Origin of the sequence: Sphingopyxis sp. (genome assembly GCF_965227415.1) — a bacterium.
Lineage (GTDB): Bacteria > Pseudomonadota > Alphaproteobacteria > Sphingomonadales > Sphingomonadaceae > Sphingopyxis.
The window spans coordinates 1435155-1451884 of sequence record NZ_OZ245749.1 but is presented as its reverse complement, the minus strand read 5'-3'; the positions used below and the strand labels follow the sequence as shown (position 1 = coordinate 1451884).

The 16730-nt window shown below is 63.6% G+C and carries 12 protein-coding genes; 8 read left to right on the top strand and 4 right to left on the bottom strand.

The window, feature by feature from the left end; all coding sequences use genetic code 11:
- Position 1: 1 nt before the first annotated feature.
- The 8 genes from ACO055_RS07120 to ACO055_RS07085 all read left to right on the top strand — a co-directional run bounded on the left by ACO055_RS07120 (position 2) and on the right by ACO055_RS07085 (position 10733).
- On the top strand, positions 2-1303 hold the full coding sequence (locus ACO055_RS07120; RefSeq protein ID WP_422061890.1) for a spinster family MFS transporter: 1302 nt from the start codon (positions 2-4) through the stop codon (positions 1301-1303).
- Between the two features lie 38 nt (positions 1304-1341).
- The gene (locus tag ACO055_RS07115) at positions 1342-2928 is read left to right on the top strand and encodes a carboxylesterase/lipase family protein (protein ID WP_422061889.1); all 1587 of its coding nucleotides are present in this window, start codon (positions 1342-1344) and stop codon (positions 2926-2928) included.
- A complete protein-coding gene (locus ACO055_RS07110) occupies positions 2925-4511 on the top strand; it encodes an AMP-binding protein (RefSeq protein ID WP_422061888.1) in 1587 nt (528 codons plus the stop codon). The genes ACO055_RS07115 and ACO055_RS07110 overlap by 4 nt, the downstream gene beginning before the upstream one ends.
- Positions 4498-5244 (top strand): TetR/AcrR family transcriptional regulator, encoded by a 747-nt coding sequence (locus tag ACO055_RS07105; protein ID WP_422061887.1) that lies wholly within the window; start codon positions 4498-4500, stop codon positions 5242-5244. Before ACO055_RS07110 ends, ACO055_RS07105 begins: the two co-directional genes overlap by 14 nt.
- Before the next feature lie 316 nt (positions 5245-5560).
- Entirely contained in the window at positions 5561-6178 is a 618-nt protein-coding gene (locus ACO055_RS07100; RefSeq protein ID WP_422061886.1) for a TetR/AcrR family transcriptional regulator, read from the top strand.
- A 120-nt stretch (positions 6179-6298) separates the two neighbouring features.
- On the top strand, positions 6299-8581 hold the full coding sequence (locus ACO055_RS07095) for a TonB-dependent receptor (protein WP_422061885.1): 2283 nt from the start codon (positions 6299-6301) through the stop codon (positions 8579-8581).
- A 14-nt stretch (positions 8582-8595) separates the two neighbouring features.
- Positions 8596-9483: an MBL fold metallo-hydrolase gene (locus tag ACO055_RS07090; protein WP_422061884.1), complete on the top strand. Its 888-nt coding sequence runs from the start codon at positions 8596-8598 to the stop codon at positions 9481-9483.
- Between the two features lie 17 nt (positions 9484-9500).
- Positions 9501-10733: a cytochrome P450 gene (locus ACO055_RS07085; protein WP_422061883.1), complete on the top strand. Its 1233-nt coding sequence runs from the start codon at positions 9501-9503 to the stop codon at positions 10731-10733.
- A 4-nt stretch (positions 10734-10737) separates the two neighbouring features.
- Here the strand turns inward: ACO055_RS07085 and ACO055_RS07080 are convergent, their stop codons facing one another.
- The 4 genes from ACO055_RS07080 to ACO055_RS07065 are packed head-to-tail and all read right to left on the bottom strand — an operon-like array spanning position 10738 to position 16602.
- Positions 10738-11712, bottom strand: a complete 975-nt coding sequence (locus tag ACO055_RS07080) for an NADPH:quinone oxidoreductase family protein (protein WP_422061882.1) — start codon at positions 11710-11712, stop codon at positions 10738-10740.
- 21 nt (positions 11713-11733) lie between these two features.
- A complete protein-coding gene (locus ACO055_RS07075; protein WP_422061881.1) occupies positions 11734-13692 on the bottom strand; it encodes a flavin-containing monooxygenase in 1959 nt (652 codons plus the stop codon).
- Positions 13693-13741: 49 nt separating this feature from the next.
- Positions 13742-15376 (bottom strand): AMP-binding protein, encoded by a 1635-nt coding sequence (locus ACO055_RS07070; RefSeq protein WP_422061880.1) that lies wholly within the window; start codon positions 15374-15376, stop codon positions 13742-13744.
- A gap of 47 nt (positions 15377-15423) precedes the next feature.
- Positions 15424-16602 carry an iron-containing alcohol dehydrogenase gene (locus ACO055_RS07065; RefSeq protein ID WP_422061879.1) on the bottom strand — a complete coding sequence of 393 codons (1179 nt, stop codon included), beginning with the start codon at positions 16600-16602 and terminating at the stop codon, positions 15424-15426.
- Positions 16603-16730: the final 128 nt, after the last annotated feature.

The window sequence follows — 16730 nt, the reverse complement described above, 5'->3', positions numbered from 1 at the left end:
CGTGGCAACCGACGCCCTCTCTCCTCCCACAACACGGCCGACGGCCAAACCGTCGTTCGTGCTGGGGATGCTGTGCTTCGTCTATGTCCTGAACTTCCTCGATCGGCAGCTGCTGTCGATCCTGGCCAAGCCGATCCAGGATTCGCTCCAGATAAGCGACAGCCAGCTCGGGCTGATCGGCGGACTCTATTTTGCGATGTTCTATTGCTTCATCGCGATCCCGGTCGGGTGGTTTGCCGACCGGACGAGCCGCGTCGGCGTGCTGTCGCTCGCCTGCGCGATCTGGAGCGGGGCGACCGTCGCGTGCGGGATGGCGGCGAACTATGGCCAGCTGGTCGCGGCGCGCATGGCGGTGGGCTTCGGTGAGGCGGGGGGCGTGCCCCCATCCTATGCGATCATCACCGACACCTATCCGCCGGGCAAGCGCGCCGCGGCGCTGGGCATCTTCAACCTCGGCCCGGCGATTGGCGCCGCGGCGGGCGTGGCCTTTGGCGCCGCGATCGCGGAACGCTTCGGCTGGCGAGTGCCCTTCATCGCGGTAGGGACGATCGGCATCGTCACCGCGCTGGCGGTGTGGCTGACCGTTCGCGAACCCCGGCACGGCGCGACCGACGCGGGTGGCCCGGTCAAGACCCGCGACAAGGCGCTTTTCTGGCCGGCGGTCCGCATGTTCGCGTCGAACCGCATTTTGATGCTCGCGGCATTGGGCAGCGGCGCAACACAGTTCGTGACCTATGGCCTGGGCAATTTCGCGGTGCTTTTCCTGATGCGCGAGAAGGGCATGGTGCTCGGCGAGGTCGCGGTGTGGTACGCGCTGGTGCTGCTGGTCGGTATGGGCGGCGGGATGATCGCCTCGGGCCGGGTGATCGACCGGATGGTTCGCAAGTCGCGCGCGGGCTATGCCGTGGCGCCCGCGCTCTCGCTGATGGTCGCGATGCCCTTTTACCTCGCGTTCGTCTGGGCGCCCGGCTGGCCGTTGGCGCTGGCGCTGCTCGCGGTGGTGATGGTGTTCAACTATTTCTACCTCTCCGCCTCGGTCGCGCTCGTGCAAGAGGAAGTGAAACCCAATCAGCGCGTTCTGTCGGGCGCGCTGCTGCTGCTGATCATGAACTTCATCGGGCTGGGGCTGGGTCCGACATGGGTCGGCTTCGCAAGCGACTGGTTCCAGGCGCAGGGCGACGTCCATGGCCTGCAATCGGCGCTCTACACGCTGACGCCTTTCTATGTCGTCGCGATCGCGTTGTTCTTGTGGCTGGCACGGCTGCTGCGCCGCGAAGGCCGTCAACCGGAGGCATCCGCATGAAAATGGCGCGTTTGATGATAATGGCCGCTGGGCTTCTGATGGCAGGATCGGCAGCGGCTGCGGCACCGCTGGTAAATGCCCCGGCGGGGGCGGTCGAAGGCAAATCTGTCGGCAAGGTCGCGGTGTTCAAAGGCATCCCGTTCGCGAGGCCGCCGGTGGGACCGCTTCGCTGGAAGCCGCCGGTCACGCTTCCCGCGTGGCAAGGCGTGCGCAAGGCGCAGAGCTTCGGCGCTGCGTGCATCCAGCCGCGATCGATCGGCGTCAGCATCTATACCAATCCACCCGAGAAAATGTCCGAGGATTGCCTGACGCTCAACATCTGGATGCCCGAAAAAGCGAAAGATGCGCCGGTGATCGTGTGGATCCACGGCGGCGCGCTGATGACCGGTTACAGCCACGAAGGCATGTATGACGGCGCAAAGCTCGCGGCGCGCGGGGCGGTGGTCGTATCGATCAATTACCGGCTCGGCGTGCTTGGATATATGGCGCACCCCGAACTCAGCGCGGAATCGCCGAACGGCGTATCGGGAAATTACGGCCTGCTCGACCAGATCGCCGCGCTCGAATGGGTGAAGGCCAACATCGGCGCGTTCGGCGGCGACGCGGGCAATGTCACGATTGCCGGCGAGTCCGCAGGCGGGCTCAGTATCCTCTATCTGCTGGCGTCGCCCAACGCGCGCGGGCTGTTCCACAAGGCGATCGCGCAGAGCGCGTACATGATCTCGACCCCGTCGCTGAAGGAGGTTCGTCATGGCGAGCCCGCCGCGGAAGCGACGGGCGCGAAAGTTGCCGCAGCGCTGGGTGCGAAGGATCTGGCAGCGCTCCGCGCGATGGATGCGACCGCGGTATCGGACGGCGCATTAAAGGCCGGCTATGGTCCCTGGGGCACGGTCGATGGCAAGATACTGCCGCGCCAGCTTGTCGACACGTTCGATCGTGGCGAACAGGCGCCGGTGCCGGTCATCGCGGGCTTCAATATCGGCGAAATCCGCTCGCTGCGCATTCTCGCGCCGCCGGTGCCCGCCAACGCCGCTGCCTATGAGGACGCGATCCGCGCGCGCTACGGCGATCTCGCCGACGCCTGGTTGAAGCTGTATCCGGCGCGCGACCTGGCCGAGGCGATCCTCGCAACGGCGCGCGACGCGCTTTATGGCTGGACCGCCGAACGGATCGCAATCAAACAGAGCGCGATTGGACAGAACGCCTATCTCTATCTGTTCGATCATGGTTATGCGGCGGCCGACGGGAACGGGCTCCACGGTTTTCATGCCGCGGAAATCCCTTATGTATTCGGCACCGCGAGCGAGACGCCGCCCTATTGGCCGAAAATACCCGACAGCCTCCCCGAACGTCGCATGGCGACCGCTATGGGTGACTATTGGGTTTCCTTCGCGAAGACCGGTAAGCCCGAGGCCGCGAGCCAGGCGGTATGGCGGCCCTATGGCAAAGACGCCGCGTTCATGGCGTTCGCCGACATACCGCGCGCCGGAACCAAGTTGATGCCCGGCATGTACGCGTTGCACGAAGCCGCAGTGTGCCGCCGCCGCGCGGCCGCCAATCTGCCCTGGAACTGGAACAGCGGGATCGTTTCACCCGTCCTGTCGAAGGGTGCGGGTTGCCCATGATCCACGGCTCGATGCAGGATTTTCCGCTGACGCTCGATAAATTCCTCGACCATGCTGCCCGCTGGCATCCCGATGCCGAAGTCGCGACGGCGCGCGAGGATGGCAGCATCGGCCGGGTCGGCTATGCAGCGCTGCGCGAGCGGAGCCTTGCCATCTCGTCGTTGCTTCAAAAATTCGGCGTGGGCGAGGGCGATCGCGTCGCGACACTGGCCTGGAACAGCCAGGCGCATGTCGAGGCGTGGTACGCCACGATGGGGATGGGGGCAGTGTGTCACACGCTCAATCCGCGTCTGACCGCGCCGCAGCTCGCGGCGATGGCCGTGCAATCGGCCGCGAAGCTGTTGATCGTCAGTGCCGACCTGCTGCCGCTCGCGCGGCTGATTGTCGAGCGCGCGCCCGGGATCGGTCACGTCCTTGCGATCGATGGCGCGGCAAGCGAATGGTCGGCCGCCGCGCCGTCGCTGGAAGAGCTGGACGCGTTGATCACCGATGCTCCCGGCGGCGCCAGCTGGGGCAATTTCGACGAGCGTGCCCCCGCAGGCCTTTGCTTCACTTCGGGCACCACCGGCGCGCCGAAGGGCGTCACCTATACGCACCGGGCGAGCTTCCTTCACACGATGCGTGCGCTGCAGGCCGACGTCATGGCCTTTACCAGCCGCGATGCGGTGCTGGCGGTGGTGCCAATGTTTCACGCCAATGCCTGGGGGCTTCCCTTTGCGCTTCCCGCGGTCGGAGGAAAACTGGTTCTGCCCGGTCGCCTGACCGACGGCGCCAGCCTTGCCCGGCTGATGGCGGCGGAACAGGTCACGATTGGCGTCGGCGTTCCTACCGTCTGGCTTGGGGTGGTCGAGCATCTTGAGGCCACCGGCGGCGAGCTTCCGTCGCTGAAACGGATCATCGTCGGCGGAGCGCCGATGGCGCCGGCTCTGATGGACCGGCTCGAGCGCAGGTTGGGCGTCACGGTCCAGACGAGCTGGGGCATGACCGAACTGTCGCCGCTCGGCGTGATTGCGCCGCCCGACGATCCGCACCGCTCGGCGATGGTGTCGGGCCGGGCCGCAGTGGGAGTCGATCTTTTGCTGACCGATGCCGGCGGTATCGCGCTTTCCGAACAGCGCGGCGTCGAGGGGCATTTGCATGTTCGCGGCGCCGCGGTGGTCGATCGCTATTTCGGACAGGACGAATCCGCGACCGACGCAGATGGCTGGTTCGCAACCGGCGATCTTGCGCGGATCGATGCCAAGGGCAATCTTGCGATCACAGGTCGCGCCAAGGATCTGATCAAATCCGGCGGCGAGTGGATCAACCCCGCTGAAATCGAGGCGGTGGTTGGCGCCCTGCCGCAGGTCGCGCTTGCCGCGGTGATCGGGCGGCAGGACGTGAAATGGGGCGAGCGTCCCGTGTTGCTGGTCGAGCTTTGCAACGGCGAAGAGATTGACGATGCAGCGCTCCTCGCGCCACTGGCTGGGCGCGTCGCGTCCTGGTGGATTCCCGACGCCGTGGTCCGGCTTTCCGCCATGCCGCTGGCGCCGACGGGAAAAATCGATAAGATTCGCCTGCGCGACGAATATGGCGGGGGCTGAAGCGCAGGCCTTCGAGGCCTTTCGCGAACAGGGATTGGAATCGGGACGAGTGGCAGATCAGGCGAAATCGCGTCGGCGGTCGACCAAGGCCGAACAGCGCGCCGAAATGATGGAACTGATGCTCGACGAGGCCGAGTATCTCTTTTCGAAGCACGGACTGCACGGCGTTACGCTGAAGGACGTCGCCAAGCGCGTCGGCGTCCATCACACGCTGCTCAACTATTATTTCGAGGACAAGAAGAAGCTGTTCGACGCCGTCTTTGCACGCCGCGCCGTGGTGACGATCACGAAGCGGATGGAGGCGCTCGACGCCTATGATCGCGCAACGCATGGCAAGCCGACGGTCGAAGGTGCTCTCCATGCCTTTCTCGACACCGACCTCGATCTGTATATCCATGGCGGCGAGGGGTGGAAAAATTACGGCGCGCTGGGTGCGCAGGTGGCGAACACTCCCGAATGGGGGGCCGAGTTGATGGACAGCCACTTTGACCCCGTCGTGCTCCGCCTGATCGATCTGCTCAAGAAAGCGATGCCCGACTGCGCAGAAGAGGATATCTTCTGGGGCTATCATTTCGTCACTGGCGCGCTGATGGCAACGTTGGCGCGAACCGGTCGCATCGACAAATTGTCCGATGGCGTCTGCAGGTCCGAGGATTTCGAGGCGATCAAGGCCCGCATGGCGTCTTTCATGGCCGCCGGCTTCAGGCAAATTTGCGCCAGCAAGACCGCCTGAACGGCCTGTCGCCTTCTGGCTGTGTTCCGTACCGATGAGTGAATTGGGCGCCCGTGCGGCAAGAAGGATCGCGGTGCCGTCGCGGTCGATATTGCCGCGTCCCTTGCACCGATCGCGCCATCGCGGCCCGCCTGAAGCCGCGCAATCCGCTGAATTTACCGGAGGCATATAAAAACTACTAGCAGGTAGATATATTTTGCGGCATATCGTTCAAACGAGTTGCCGCTATCAAAGTGGCGCCGCGCGGGGAGATACTGGTGTCACTATCCGGCTGCCTTGGGTCGATGCTATGACGGTGGCCGTGTCCAGTGATTCCATGATCCGCCCGCGCGCCTCCGGTGCCTCTCTCAAGTCCGAGTTCGTGGCCTTCAAGGTCAACCGTATCGTCGAGGCGGCGAGCCATCTGTTTTACGAGCGCGGCTATAGCAGTTGCACGCTCGACAATGTCGCGAACCAGCTCAGCGTCACCAAGCCTTTCCTCTATTCCTATTTCAAGAACAAGGAGGCGATCCTCGCGGCGATCTGCGAGGTCGGCATCAGCGAAGCGTTGGCCGTGCTGGAAGACGTGCTGGCGCACGAGCATGGCAGCCATCGCGCGCGGCTTGCCGAAGTGGTGCGCAAGGTCGGGCAGATCGTGATCGACCGCCAGGAATATGTCGTCGTTTATCAGCGCGAGATGAAGCATTTGAGCGCCGACGACTACAAACGGATCCTGCGCCTTCGGCATAGTTTTGACCACCAGATCGGCGAAATGATCCGCGAAGGCGTCGCCAGCGGCGAGTTTCGCGAAGATATCGACCCGTTCATCGCGGTCTGGATCGGCGGACTCATCAGCTGGATTCCAACTTGGTACTCGTCCAGCGGACAGCGATCAGCCGACGAGGTCGTCGAATATCTTGTGCAGGCCGCGCTGCGGCTCGCGGGCGCCGAATAGCGTGAAAGACATCTAACAAAGGCAGAAAAAGACCGGGTCGAAGTCACCCGACTGGCACGATCAGGCATTCAATTACTAGCGGGTAGAAATTATAAGCCCGGTAAATCAGGGAGAGACACGATGAATTCGAAGTTCAAGCATTTGCTGTCGGCGACCGCGATGGCCTCGCTCGCGATTGCGGCGCCCGCGTTCGCCCAGTCGGCGAACCCCGATGCCGCTGCGGACGGCAATGATGATGGCACGATCATCGTGACCGCGACCAAATCGGGCAAGTCACTGGAAGATACCGGCGCGTCGATTTCGGTTCTGGGCGCTGGGGACGTTGGGGCAGGCGGCATCGAAGACGCCGGCGATCTTGCCGCCGCGGTGCCAAACGTTTCCGTCGGCGACCAGTTCGGCGTCAACCGCACTTTCATCCGCGGCATCGGCCTGACGAGCATCGACCTTGGCGCCGATGGCGCTGTCGCCTTTCTTCAGAATGGCGCGATCATCAGCCGCCCCGCCGCTCAGCTCAGCGGCTTTTACGACGTGCAGCAAATCGAAGTGCTGCGTGGGCCGCAGGGAACGACCTATGGCCGCGGAGCGACCGGCGGCGTGATCAATATCGTGACCGCGCGACCGACGCCCGATTTCGACGGCTTCGCCCGCGCGACTTATGGCAATTATGACGCGCGCACGCTCGAAGCGGCGTTGGGCGGGCCGATCGCGGGCGAAAGCCTGATGTTCCGCGTCGCGGGAAAATATGAAAAGCGCGACGGCTATGGCACCAATTTGTTCACCGGCAATCCGGTCGATGACCGCGATGCCTATGCCGTTCGCGGATCGCTGCTGGCCAAGCTGTCGCCCGACCTCGAACTGCTGATCGTCGCCGACCACTTCAAGGAAGACGATAACAACTACGCGTTCCACTATTTCGGCCCGACCGTCGTTCCGGAGGCGGCGCTCGCATCGACGCTGCTCGGCGGCAACACGATCTACGACTATTATGCGGCGCGCGGCGAGAAACCCAACCTGCGCAACATCTATTCCGACGAAGACGCCGTCAACAAGCGCGACGGGTCGAGCGTCCAGGGCCTGTTGACTTGGGATTCAGGCGATTTCTCGGTGGTTTCGACCACCGCCTACCGCAAGTTCAAGCGCTTCAACCGCGACGACCTCGACGTCAGCGACATCAATGCTTTCGGCCAGAACAATTACACGGAAGACAGCAAGTCCTTCAGCCAGGAGGTCAATTTCAATTACAAGGTCGGCAGCCTGTCGCTGCTGGGCGGTGCGACCTATTTCGACGAAAAACTGTTCGGCGAAGTCCGCGTGCCGACCGTCAATCTGGCGTCCTATTTCAACATCGTGCTGGGCACGAACCTGCCCGCCAACCTGTTCGACAACGGCAATTACCTCCAGCGCGGGACGGTGAAGACGAAGGCCGCGGGCGCCTATCTCGAGGCATCCTACGAGATTCTGCCCGACCTCACCGTCACTGCGGGCGCGCGGTATAACTGGGAAAAGCGCAGCGGCGTCGGGCGCTTCTCGTTCGAAGCGCAAGGGCTCGACATTCCGACCGACAAGAGCGGTAGCTGGAATGCGATTACCCCGAAATTCGCGATCGAGTATCGCACCCCCGGCGGCACCCTCTTCTATGGCAAGGTGACCCGCGGCTTCAAATCGGGCGTCGTGAACATCGGCAGCATCAACTCGGTCATCAATCCCGAATATGTCTGGAGCTACGAAGCCGGGTTCCGTGGCGAAACCGCCGACCGCAAGTTCGGGCTGGCTGGCGCGGTCTTCTATTATGACTACACCAACCTGCAGGTCGGGTTCGTCAACGCGAACAGCATCGTCGAGACGATCAACGCGGCGTCGGCGCGTAACTATGGCGTCGAGCTCGAGGCGACCTTCCGTCCTGGCGACAACACGACGATCCGCGTCTATGGCACTTACCTCAACGCCAAATACAAGGATTTCTGCAACGGCTATTACGCCGCGGGCAATGCGACCCGGCCGCAATATCCGACCTGCGCGACCGACCCTGCGCTCGTCGATCTGTCGGGGAACCGTTTGTCGAACGCGCCCAAATATACGGTGGCCGCATTCGTCGATCAGCGTTTCAATCTGGGCGGCTCGGGCTTCCTCGACCTTTCGGCGGACGTCAATCTGCAGGACGAGGTGTTCTTCACCGAGTTCAACAACACCGACGCGCGGCAGGCGGCCTTTGCGTTGGTCAATGCCAGCATCACCTATCGTTCGCCCGACGAACGCTGGTCGGTGGCGCTGTGGGGCAAGAACCTCACCGACAAATATGCGCTGGCGAACACGATCATCTCGGCGCCGCTCTACAGCTTCGTGTCGGTCGGATCGTTGCGGCCGCCGCGGACCTATGGCGTCACGCTGGGTGTCAATTTCTGATCGGAGGATCCATCGTGGACGCAGCGTTTCGCATCGGTGGGCACCGGGTCTATCGCCTCGAGGAGTGGCAAGGCGGTTTCAGTCCGCCCGAAGCGCTCTTCGCCGAATATGAGGACGCTGCGTTCGCCCGGCAGCAGCCGGATTTCGAGCCCGATTTCTACCGCGACGGGCTGATCTATGGCTATCTCCAGAGCTGGCTGATCGATACCGGTAGCGAGCGGATCATCGTCGATACCGGAGCGGGCAATGACAAGGACCGCCCCGGTATCCCGATCTTCGGGCAGCTGGCGACTCCGTTCATGGCGGGCCTCGAAGCCGCGGGTTTCGGGCCGGGCGATATCGACAAGATATTCTGCACCCACCTGCATATCGACCATGTCGGATGGAACACCGAATGGCGCGACGGGGCCTGGCAGCCGACCTTTCCCAATGCGCGCTACTATTTCCCGCGCGCCGACGAGGAAGCCTGGAATCCGGCCAAGCTGCGCTATGCGACCCTCGCCGGGGCCGGCGTCAATGCCAATGTCTTCGAGGATAGCGTGCAGCCGATCATCGACGCGGGGCTGGCCGAACTGATCGATGACGGCGCGACGATCGCGCCGGGCATGAGGGCCTGGACATTTCCGGGACACACACCGGGGCATATGGTCCTGGAGGTCGAGAGCGAAGGCGATATTGCGCTGTTTACGGGCGATATCTTGCATCACCCGATGCAGGTCGTCCGCCCCGACTGGAACAGCGTCTATTGCGAGGACCGCGCCGTGGCGGCCTATACCCGGCGGCGCATCCTCGAGCGTGCGAGCGAAAAGCGCGCGCGCATCGTTCCGGCGCATTTCGGCGCGCCGCATTCGGTGTTTGTCGAGCGCGACGGCGAAGGGGCGTTTCGACCGCGCTTCGTCTAGATCAAGGAAGAGTCTCGATGACCGACCTCCGCGTGCCGTCTTTCACGCCCGACGATGCCTCGATGAAGGCCGATCCCTATATCGCCTTTGCCCGGCTGCGCGAGGAGGACCCGATCCACCGGTCCGACCTCGGCTATTGGGTGGTGAGCCGTCATGAGGATGTCCGCTCGGTCCTGATGAACCGCGAGGACTTCGGCCAGGGCGATTTCGTCGAGAACATCCGGCTCTTTTATGGCCCCGATTTCGATGTGATGGGGCAGCGCGGCTATAAATGGCTGTCCGAGGTTTTCCTGATGCAGGACCCGCCGCACCACACGCGGGTGCGCGGGCTGGTGACCGGCGCCCTCACGGCGAAGCGCGTGCGCGCCATGGAGCCTCGCATTCGCGACATCACCGACCGCTTGCTCGATGGCTTTCTGGCTGATGGCGGTGGCGATCTGATCGCGCGTTTCGCTTATGAACTTCCGGTGCGGGTCATGTGTGACATGCTCGGCATCGATCCCGAAGATGACCGCCTGAATGCGGTGATCAATGCCATCGCGCAAAGTTTCATCGTCTTTGAAGCGCGGGCGTTGACCGACGACGAACTGGCGACCGCGAACAGCCAGATCGCCGTGTTGCAGCAGTTTTTCGAGACGCTGTTCGACGAACGGAAAGCGGCACCGCAAGACGATCTCGCGACCGCCCTGGTTCACGCGGGCGGCGCCGAGGATGCGCTTTCGCACGACGAGCTGGTGACCGTGGCGATCGGCCTGTTCGGCGCCGGGTTCGAAACGACCGCGCACATGATCGGCAACGGCTTGCTCAGCTTCAGCCGCTTTCCCGATCAATGGCGGCGGCTCGTCGACGATCCGGTGGCGCTCGCGGCCGGTACGGTCGACGAGGTGCTGCGCTATGAAAGCTCGCTCGTCGCCACCTATCGCACCGCGCTGCAATCGACGGAGATTCGCGGACAGTCGGTCGCAAAGGGGGAAAAGATTCTCACGCTGATCGGCGCAGGAAATCACGACCCGCGTATGTTCGATAATCCCGACCGCTTCGACATCGGGCGCGACAATGCGGCCCGGCATTTAAGCTTTGGCGGCGGCATTCATTTCTGTGTCGGCGCCGAGCTGGCCCGGCTGGAAGGGCGGATTGCCTTTGAACGGCTGGCGACGCGGCTGCCCGGCCTTGTGGTCGATACCGATGCCCCGGCGTGGCGCGACGGGTTTCTGTTTCGCGGCATGAGCACGCTGCCCGCTCGCTGGTGACGCATCAGGGCGTGACGACAATCTTCCCGATGCGGGAGCGCGAGGCGAGCGCGGCGAATGCGGCGGGCGCGTCGGCCAGCGCAAAGCTCGCGCCAATGACCGGGGAAATCAAGCCGCGCTCGGCGAGCCGAAAGATAATCCCCAAAATGGCGCAAACCCGCGCCGGGTCGCTTTCGCCCAGATAACGCGCATCGACCCCTGCCAGTTCGCCCGACTTCAGAAGCGGAAGATTGGCGGGAAGCTTTGGGATGCCGTCGCCCGACGCGAATCCGACGACCAGATGTCGGCCGTGCTTGGCGAGCGAGCGGAAGCAGGCTTCGAACAGCGGGCCGCCGACGGGATCGAACACCCTGTCTACACCCGCCGGATAGCGGGCCTTCAACTGCGCCCGCCAATCGGGATCGCAATAGTCGAGCACCAGGTCGGCGCCCAGCGCGCGGACATGGTCCATCTTGGCATCGCCCGAGGCCAGCCCGATCACCGTGCCGCCGCAGGCGCGGGCGAGCTGGACCGCCGCCGATCCCACGCCACCCGACGCGCCAGCGACGAGCAGCGACTGGTCCGCGCGATAGTGGCCGCGATCGAAAAGGCCGTAATGCGCCGTCAGGAAGTCGAGGATCAGCGACGAGGCGGCGGCTGCTTCCAGCGCGTCGGGCACCGCGACGCTATGCGCCGCGCTGACCACGGCCTGTTCGGCCAGACCGCCGCCGAACTGCCAGCACGCGATGCGTTGCCCCAGAATGAAGCCGGTCACACCTTCGCCAAGCGCTTCGACACGACCGACGATTTCGCCGCCGGGCGTGAAGGGGAGGGGCGGCTGCGCCTGATAAAGCCCGCGCATGACCAGCGCGTCGACAAAGCCGAGCGATGTGGCCTCGACGCGCAGCAGAATTTCGCCAGCGCCGGGCGCGCCGATGGATTGCTCTTCCAGCGCAAAATCTTCGACCGCTCCCAGACGGTGCCCTCGAAACGCCTTCATCGGGCGAATTCCTGTCGCAGCTCAGCTCGCCTCTGCGAGCGTGGCGTTGTCGCCGTCGGTATATCCGAATTCCAGATCGTCCGGCTTCGGCGAGCGCGTCATTCGCCAGAATGCATCGTTGCGCCACGGCGTGATGGCGATGACGCGGCCCTTCTTGTTTCGGTACCAGTTTTCGGTCCCGGGGTGGGTCCACACCAATGTTTCGTGCGCTTCGTCGATCTGGCGGCGATAGTCCTGATAGACCGCATTCTTCACCTCGACCGTGTCGGCGCCGCGCGCGGCGCTCGCCAGCACGACTTCGCCGGCAAAGTGCATCTGGTTTTCAATATTGCGGATCATGCTGCCGCCGTGACCCGACCCGACATTGGGACCCAGCAGGATAAACAGGTTGGGAAAGCCGGGCACCAGCGTGCCCAGATAGGCCGATGCGTCGTCCTCGTCCCACAAATCGCGCAGCACCTGGCCGTTTCGGCCGATCACGTCATAAGATCCCAGCACGCGCGTCGTCTGAAATCCGGTGGCGAGGATGATCACATCGGCTTCGACCTCGATCCCCGACGAGGAGATCAGGCGATGACCCTCGACCCGCGCCAGATGTTCGGGGATCAGCCGGACATTCGGCTTGCGCAGCGTGCGGTACCAACCATTGTCCAGCAACATCCGCTTGGCGAAGGGCGGATAGTCGGGAAGGACATCGTCGATCAGTTCGGGTCGGTCGGCCAATTCTTCATGGACATAGCGGGTGAAGTGGCGGCGATGGCCGTCATTGATTTCGTTGACCGCGCGCTCGGGATGCGCCCAGTCCGGATCGCGGCGCAAGGTGCCGTGGACGCGATCGTTGAACGTCCACGACAGCCGCTGCTCCAGCCAGGCGCGGTACAGCGGGACCGCGCGCATCAGATACCGCACCCCATCGGGCACTGGCTTGCGAAACTGCGGGAAGGGTGCCGCCCATTGTTTCGATCGCGCAAAGATGGTCAGCGCGCTCGCGTCGTCGGCCACTGCGGGGGCGACCTGCATCCCCGAAGCGCCGTTGCCGATCACGGCGACGCGTTTGCCCGAAAGGTCGGTTCCCGCCGGCCAGCGACTGGTGTGGATCACGTCGCCGGCAAAGGATTCGAGCCCTGCGATCTTGGGATATTGCGGTATATTGAGCAGACCGACAGCGCTGAACAGATAGTCGGCGCGGTGGGTCGAGATCGTGCCGTCGGGTTTCGATACCGCAACTTCCCATTGGTCGGCCGCGTCGTCCCATTGCGCCGTTTCGACTTTCGAATTGAACTGCGCGTGAGCAGCCAGTCCGAACTCGCTCGCCGTGTCGAGCAAATAGCCCTCGATCTCGTCGCGGAGCGGGAAATATTTCGACCAATCGTTCGGGCGGCACGAAAATGTATAGGTCAGCGAGGGTGTGTCCACACCGCATCCGGGATAGCGGTTCTCGAACCAGGTGCCGCCAAAATCCTCATTCTTCTCTAACAGGACATAGTCGATGCCAAGGCGCTGCAATTCGATGCCGGCGCAAATCCCCGAGATTCCGGCCCCGATCACAATCGCAGACTTCTTCGCCAGCGATGGAGGAACGTCGCGCGCCGTGGCGGTGGGCCGCATGCCGGCAGCGACGATGTCACCATATTCCTCGGGGACATGCTCGGTCATCGCGACGCTCAGCATTTTTGCCAGATGGGCATTGTCGGGCTCGGGCAGCGCCAGGTCCTGGCCCCTCAGCCAGGCTTCGATCGCCTGGCGCGCATGGTCGCGCACCTCGCGCTGGATATCGGAGGGAAGCTGGCCGCTGTCATTGTCGTCGAGGCCCGGCGCGCGCTTTGGAACAAAGGGCTCTTCAAGCCATTTCGTTTCACCCGTCATCTGGTGAAGCAGCATCAGCAACGCGGGAATATTGCCCTGGTCGACACCGGATGCCAGCAATGCCCAGTCGATCTGGTCGGCAGCGATCGGCCGGTCGGGCATCGGATTGGTCATGTCGAAAATATCCTGGAACGATGAAAGAGAGGGGAGAGAGGGCGGGCGTTCATGGTGCGAAGGATTCGCGGCGCACGCGCATGCCTGCCGCTTCGCGGTCCCAGGTGTCGCTCGTCACGCCTTCCCGCCGAAGGTCGGTCTTCAACACCTTGGCCGATGGCGTCTTGGGCAGTTCTTCGAGCACCCGGAAATAGCGAGGAACCATGAAATAGGGCATGGTTTCGATCAGAAATGCCGCGAGCGTTCGGCAATCGATGGCGCGGCCGGGAACCGGAGCGACGACGACCATCACCTCGTCCTCTGAATATTCGCTCGGCACCGCGATGGCCGCTGCTTCACGGACATCGGGGTGACGGCAAACCTCGGCTTCGACTTCGAACGACGAGATATTCTCGCCGCGCCGGCGGATCGCATCTTTCACGCGATCGACGAAATAGAAATAGCCGTCCTCGTCGCGGCGAAACGCATCGCCCGTGTGAAACCAGCCGTTGCGCCAGGCCTCGGCGGTCGCTTCGGGGTTGGCGTTATAGCCGCTGTTCATCGCCCACGGGCGATCGGTGCGGACCAGCATCTCGCCGATCTCGCCGACGGCGACTTCGCAATCATTCGTATCGACCAGCCGGACTTCAGCCCCCGCGCGGACGCGGCCGCAGGTGCCGATCTTGGCCGGGTTGGCTTCCGAGACGATGGGCGACGAGATTTCGGTCATGTTGAAGATCGTATAGATGTCGATTCCGAAGCGTTCGGTGAAGGCGGGGGCATCGCCGGTCAGCGGGACCATGAAAGCCTTTTTGACGCCATGGTCGCGGTCCTTTTCGGCAGGCGGCGCCTTGAGCAAGAATGTCGCCATGACGCCCAGCAGGAACACGACGGTTGCGCCCGTGCGTTTGGCGACGGACCAGAATTCGTAGGTCGAAAAATTGTCGGCCATCGCGACCGAGGCGCCGCGGGCGAGCATGACGAAGGGCGGCCCCATGCCGCCAATGTGAAAGATGGGTGCGACGCACATATAGCGATCGTCCTCTCCCACCATCGGCCAGCTTTCGGGACCGGCGTTCGAAAACATATGGAGATAGGATGACAGGACGCCCTTCGACGGGCCGGTCGTCCCCGACGTATAGATGATCGACTGGATGTCCCATGGATCGATCGGCCGATCGAGCGCCAAGTCATCGGCCGGATCGCCCGTCACGTCGTCGAAGCGCACCGAAGCAAACCGCCCTTCATCGAAGGCGGCGGCGGTCGTGACGACCAGCAACTCGATGCCCGCCGGGTCGACCTCGGCCAGGCGCGGTACGAGGTCGGGGTGGACAAGCAGGATTCGGGCGGACGAGTTTGCCAGCACGTGCTCGAGCAAGCCGCCGCGATATGCCGTGTTGAACGGCACGAAGACGGCGCCCAGATAGTTGATCGCATAGAAAGCGACGAGGGCGTCGGGTCCGTTCGGAAGCCACACCGCCACGCGTTCGCCCTGTCGGATGCCGAGTTTCCGCAGCCCGGCCGCCTTGGCACGAACGCGCTCGCGGATCTCGGCAAAGCTCCATTCGGATCCGTCGGCAAAGACGATATGGGCTTTGTCGGGGCGCTCGGTTGCCCAGCGGTCGAGCAGATAGCGCAGCACGCATTCATCGCGATCGGGAATCCGCGGGTCCTGAAAGTCCCGCGATCGTTCGGCGTTCGTCATGGTCGGTGTCTCTTCCCCGGTCGCTTCTGCTGTGATTGATCGCGGCATCACGCGGCGCGGCGAAGGATTTCGAGAATGTCGGCGGCCGAGGTGACCGGGCGCGGGTTCGTGCGGCCCCAGATATCGAGCAGCGTGTAATCGGCGACCTGCTGAAAGCGGCTTTCGTCGACGCCGACGTCGCTCAGGCGCCGCGGCATTCCCAGTCGGGAGATGAAGGCGTCGAGCGCCGCCGACGCACTGCCGTGGCTTTCGCCCAGCACCGCCAGCGTGCGGCGCTGGCGGCTCGCGTCATGTTCGGCGTTCCACGCCAGGACATAGGGAGACATCACGCACGACGTATAGCCATGCGGGACGTCGCAGGTACCGCCCAGAATATGGCCGATGGCATGGCTCGCTCCCATCGGAACCCCGCCGATGATGCTGATCATCGATTGCCAGGCGCCGATCTGGCATTTCAGGCGGCCTTCCATGTCGCCGGGATCGGCCTTCACGCGCGGCAGGCCCTCGACCAGCAGGCGCAGCGCGCTTTCGGCCAGCCCGTCGGCGAAATCGTTCGACTGGTAGGAGGACAAAGTTTCCACCGCATGATCGACCGAGCGAACCCCGGTCGAAAGCCACAGCCACTCGGGCGTGTGGCGCGTGATCGACGGATCGAGGACAACCATCACCGGCGCCATGTTGCGATGCTCATAGCCCTGCTTGTGCTGCGTCACCTCGTCGGTGGAACCCGACAATGCGTTGAACTCGCCGCCCGACAGCGTCGTGGGGACACAGATGACCGGAATGTCGGGGCCGACGGTGATCGGATTGATCACTTCGCCCGCGTCGGTGACATAGGTGCGCAGCGGTTCGAACGCCTCGACACTCCGCACATCATGTTTGATGAGCAGCGCGACGATCTTGGCGCTGTCGGTCGCCGAACCGCCGCCAACCGACACGATCAGGTCGGCGCCGGCGGTTCGCGCGGCATCGGCCGCTTTCAGAACATCGGCGCGCGGAGCGTGCGGGGCGATCCCGCTGAAGGTGCCGGCGTGCCGCGCGCCCAGCGCCGCCTCGATCTTCCGGATTTCGTCGGTGCGTTCGCGCAACGTCGTCGACGCCAGCAAAAATACCTTCGAGCATCCCATCTTGCCGGCCTGGTCGGCTATCGCATCGGCGGTCGGGACGCCCATGGTGACCCGTTCGGTGCGCGTAAAGCGCAGCTCGCTGGGGGTGATCTCGGCCATTCTCCCAATCTCCTCTAACCGCCGGGTCTGTGCCCGGCTCGTGATTCAGATAGTGACAGGACAAGAAGATACTGGCTAGTATATTTTTCAACTGACGAGAATATAATGATCGGGTGCGTGATGCGACG